Source organism: Hydrogenimonas thermophila, assembly GCF_900115615.1.
GTDB lineage: Bacteria > Campylobacterota > Campylobacteria > Campylobacterales > Hydrogenimonadaceae > Hydrogenimonas > Hydrogenimonas thermophila.
In genome coordinates this window covers 1-4,293 of the sequence record NZ_FOXB01000074.1, presented here as the reverse complement: position 1 = coordinate 4,293, position 4,293 = coordinate 1, and the positions used below count along the sequence as shown (strand labels likewise).

The window sequence follows — 4,293 nt, the reverse complement described above, 5'->3', positions numbered from 1 at the left end:
ATGACAAGAATCAAGTATGGACTTATTAAATGAATATTAGGGTTGGAATGGGCTAATAATTTTGTTGTAAAATTACTAGATATTTTAAACTTGGAGAAATAATAATGAAAAAAACAGCATTAACTCTTGCTCTTGTAGCACAACTTAGTTTTGCAACAGACAGTTATTTCTATTTTGGAGATAGAAAAATAGATATTACACCTTGTCAAACTGAACAAATTTTACGAGAAGGCGTAAAATGCTATGAATTGTTAATGGTTGGTAGTATTGTTGGAGTAGGCGATCAAATTATCGTAAAGACAAAAGAAATAAAAGCACTTGAAAGTTATGCAAAAGAACTAAACGCTTCAATTATAAAACCTATTAGTAAGGATATGTATTTAATCAAAGCAAATGATAGAACAAAAACTATTGATATTGCAAATCGCCTACATGAAAAAGAAGAGATTGAATATGCACAACCAGACTTTGTTAGAAAGGTAGGAAGATAAAAATGAAAAACAGTACATCAATTTTCACTTCTGCGTTATTAGCTTTATCACTTGTCGGCTGTGGCGGTGGCTCTTCTGATGCCACAACAAGTACAACTACTCAAACAACTACCGAACCTACATTGGTTACAGGCTCTTTGGTTGATGCTCCAATTAGCGGAGTAAAATATATTTGTAGTGATGGCACAACAGGCACAACCAATATAGATGGAAATTTTACTTGTCCAATCAATAATACAATTACTTTTAGTATTGGTGGTGTAAAGCTTGGCGATTATGAAATTACATCTGCAACTGAAGCAAGATATCTATTCCCTTCTGAACTTTTTGGATTAGAAGAGGGGTTGATTGATTCTAAAGTGGTAAAATTTTTGCAATTTGTTCAATCATTGGATGAAGATGGGAACTCATCAAATGGTATTCAGATTACACAAGCCATTCATGATGATTTGGACACATACGCTTTAGATTTTGAAAATGATGATGTAGATAATGTCACTATAGAAAATATGTTATCAAATATAGGCAAAACATTAGTAGTTGAAGATGATGCATTAGAACATTATAGAGAAGAGTTAGTTGAACACAATATTGAACCTCTTGAGCCTATGCAAAAAGAACAGTGGTATATTGATGACAACAAAGAAGGCAGTATTCATGCAAATGGCTATTTAGACAAATATACAGGCACAGGTATAAATGTGGTTGTTATTGATGATGGGCTTGATACTACACACGAAGATTTATTACTAAAAGGCACTTGGGATGTGACAACTGGCTTATCTGATGTAAATCAAACAAACTCAACGGATCATCATGGAACTGCTGTGTCTGGTGTCATTGGTGGAAGAATTAACGGAAAAGGTATCCGTGGTATAGCTCCTGATAGTAATTTATATTTCATTAAATATGGAGCAACTCTTAGCGATAGCGAATTGATAACAATTTTTGACAAAGCCCTTGAATTCAATGCGGATGTAATTAATTGTAGTTGGTATAGATTTTTTGGAATATCTTCAGCTGTAATTGATAAAATCAAAGAAGTATCAACAACAAGCGGCAGAAGCGGAAAAGGTGCAGTTGTGGTGTTTGGAGCAGGTAATGATGGTAGCGAAATTCCTATTTTTAAATATGAAGATGGGACTTTGATGGATTCACAGCGTGCCGCAACCATTCCAGAAGTGATTACAGTTGGTGCTACCAGTTACTATTCTACTCGTGCTGCATATAGTAATTATGGCTCAACACTTGATATTGTTGCACCGGGTGGATATTATTATGGTATTGCAACACTTGATCCAATGGGTGCTAATGGTGTAAATGAACAAAATTATGTAGATTCTACTGAAGCAGATAGATTTGTTGGTACATCAGCAGCTACTCCTGTTGTATCAGGAAGTGCAACTCTTATATTGCAAGCCAACCCTAATCTAACTGCTGCACAAGTACAAGAAATTTTAAAACTAACTGCTGATAAAGTTGGTGAATATGATTATGCTGATGATGGCACAGGTAAAACTAGAAATGACTATTATGGTTACGGAAAAATAAATTTAGGCAAAGCAATTAAAATGGCTGAAGAGATGGCGAATTAAGAAATTAATGCTCTTCCTCTATCTTTTTTGATAGAGGTGGATATAATATATTCCCTTTTTTCTTAATGTTTTAATTTTTGACTTTTTTTTTATTTATTGGTATAATATCGACAACTTTATTTTTTGGTCGGCTTTGTTCCGATCTCTCTCTATAATAGAGAGGTGATTTTTTTGGTCGGCTTTGTTCCGATCTCCCCCATTTGGGGACGTTTAATCAAATCCTCAGCATACTACATATTTTGTCTTTAATCTCTTTCTTTACATCTTTATTTATATGTGAAAGTATAGATTTAATAATTCTTTTCTTAGATATATTTCTAATAGCTGATAAATGAACTGAGCTATCTTTATGCAAAAAACTATGTTTTGATTTTCTCAATACTACTTTATCCCAATGTCTTTCATCACCGTTTGTGTATTCAGTTATTGGAACTACTAAAACCGTATCACCTTTACATAAAGCATTTGGAGATAAAACTATTGCCATATGTGGTTCTGAAAATTCTCTCCCAATATTAACACCATTTTTTAGATCATCTTTGCAATAAGAGCTTTCTGTATCAAATTTATCAAGATACTCTCCAAAGTGGAGCAAAATAACCTGCCATTGATGTATGCTATTCATTATTATCTACTTTTCTCCTCTCTTTGATGTTTCATCAAAATCATCAACTTTATTTTCAGTTTCTATCTTTTTTAATATATTTATCATAAATTCTCTTTCTTCATCAGTCAAATTATTAAAAATTCCATCCCCAAATTGTTGTTTGAATTTTTCTTTTGCTCTTTGCAAATCTTCTTTTGAAATTATTTTACTATCTACACAAAATTCTTCATATGCTTCATCAATACTAGCTATTATTAAATTTAACTCTTCCAAAATACTTTTATCAATTTCAAGTAACTCTTTATCGTTAGTTATAAAAATATCTATCTCTTTTTCAATTACAGCCAATAGCAATAAGAGATCTTCATAATCATCTATATTAAACACATCAATGTAATCTTTTGCTTGCAAAATTACATCTTTGCTAACATCTAATATTTTTATACTTGTTGAAATTTGACTAATATTATCTGCTATCTCTTTAGTATCAAACTTTTTTCTAAATATATAAGCAGTTGTTGCAATTGCTGAATGTGTCGTATATATATCAACGTCCTCTTTGCTAACAATTTTTTTATATATTTCAACGCTTTTATGTGCTTTAACTCTTTCATTGTCCAGTAAATCGCATATCATATTTACATCAAAAAATACTTTCATTTTAAGCCTCACCATACTTTTCTTCAAGATGTTTTCTATACTCTTCTTTTACATCTATATCCCCTATTTTTCCATTTGCAATGCCTATTAGTTTCATTTTCTGTTCTACTTCTTTACTGCTTGCATTTTTCTTTTTTTCTAAAATAGCTTTTAGTCTGCCTAAGCCTTTTGTTTTTTGTTCCTCTTCAGCTTCTTCAACTAATATAGTTCTTTCTATTTTGTTTCCATTTTTCTCTTCTTTAGCGTCTATTATTTGCATATTTTTAATAGCTTCAGCATCCTCATAAGTAGCAGCTGTTCCAGTAATTTGTTTAACCTCATTTTTTTCAAAATCCCATTCCCAAATAAACTCTTGTCTAAGTTTTCTAATTTCGTTCCAGCTACCCTTACCAAACAAATAAGGATTAATATACAAAAGTCCATCAGTTTCATTTTCTAAAAAGATCTGTTTCTTTTTCAAGTTATATAAAATAGTTCTCAATGTTGACAAGCTTTTTAGTTCTGCTGCTTCGACTATTAATTTTCTAATTTTTGTATCCAATACAACTGCATTACCACGCATTACATATCTCTGCAAAATTACTGATAATACGCTAATTTCTGATTTTGTTAGACGCATTAAAGCACCTAAGTTTTCAGTAAACATCATCACAAAATCTGGCGTTTTAGACACTTTAATAATTCTATCTTGCTCTGTTTTTAAAACTTCACCAGTCTGATTATCTACAATTTCTCTTTCTCTCTCATATACTAATGATGTTGTATCTGCCATTGACATATCCTTTCTCTTTTTTTATTTTTTATCAGTGTATATATTGACGATTGTATCATTTTATTTAAAATATGTCAATATACAAATTCACGTTTAATAAAATTCTGCTCTTTTTTTGTCAAAAAAATAATATAAAAATGTCAATGACACGTTGATGTGCCGTCAATG

Annotated in this window: 5 protein-coding genes; 2 read left to right on the top strand and 3 right to left on the bottom strand. The window is 31.2% G+C overall.

Annotation, left to right across the window (positions count from 1 at the left end):
- The first annotated feature begins 104 nt into the window (after positions 1 to 104).
- Positions 105 to 491, top strand: a complete 387-nt coding sequence (locus BM227_RS12430; protein WP_092914316.1) for a S8 family serine peptidase — start codon at positions 105 to 107, stop codon at positions 489 to 491.
- Positions 492 to 493: 2 nt separating this feature from the next.
- Complete coding sequence (locus BM227_RS12425; RefSeq protein ID WP_092914314.1) at positions 494 to 2,086, top strand: S8 family peptidase; 1,593 nt, start codon at positions 494 to 496, stop codon at positions 2,084 to 2,086.
- A 214-nt stretch (positions 2,087 to 2,300) separates the two neighbouring features.
- Here BM227_RS12425 and BM227_RS12420 read toward each other — a convergent pair whose 3' ends face one another.
- The 3 genes from BM227_RS12420 to BM227_RS12410 are packed head-to-tail and all read right to left on the bottom strand — an operon-like array spanning position 2,301 to position 4,125.
- Positions 2,301 to 2,711 carry a type II toxin-antitoxin system PemK/MazF family toxin gene (locus tag BM227_RS12420; RefSeq protein WP_092914312.1) on the bottom strand — a complete coding sequence of 137 codons (411 nt, stop codon included), beginning with the start codon at positions 2,709 to 2,711 and terminating at the stop codon, positions 2,301 to 2,303.
- A 6-nt stretch (positions 2,712 to 2,717) separates the two neighbouring features.
- Positions 2,718 to 3,353 carry a type II toxin-antitoxin system VapC family toxin gene (locus BM227_RS12415; RefSeq protein ID WP_092914309.1) on the bottom strand — a complete coding sequence of 212 codons (636 nt, stop codon included), beginning with the start codon at positions 3,351 to 3,353 and terminating at the stop codon, positions 2,718 to 2,720.
- Between the two features lies 1 nt (position 3,354).
- A complete protein-coding gene (locus BM227_RS12410; protein WP_092914307.1) occupies positions 3,355 to 4,125 on the bottom strand; it encodes a replication/maintenance protein RepL in 771 nt (256 codons plus the stop codon).
- Between the last annotated feature and the right edge of the window lie 168 nt (positions 4,126 to 4,293).

What these genes read in the sequence shown, in the direction of transcription:
- BM227_RS12420 (WP_092914312.1), bottom strand. Translation starts at nt 2,711, where the DNA reads ATGAATAGCATACATCAATGGCAGGTTATTTTGCTCCACTTTGGAGAG.
- BM227_RS12430 (WP_092914316.1), top strand. Translation starts at nt 105, where the DNA reads ATGAAAAAAACAGCATTAACTCTTGCTCTTGTAGCACAACTTAGTTTT.
- BM227_RS12415 (WP_092914309.1), bottom strand. Translation starts at nt 3,353, where the DNA reads ATGAAAGTATTTTTTGATGTAAATATGATATGCGATTTACTGGACAAT.
- BM227_RS12410 (WP_092914307.1), bottom strand. Translation starts at nt 4,125, where the DNA reads ATGGCAGATACAACATCATTAGTATATGAGAGAGAAAGAGAAATTGTA.
- BM227_RS12425 (WP_092914314.1), top strand. Translation starts at nt 494, where the DNA reads ATGAAAAACAGTACATCAATTTTCACTTCTGCGTTATTAGCTTTATCA.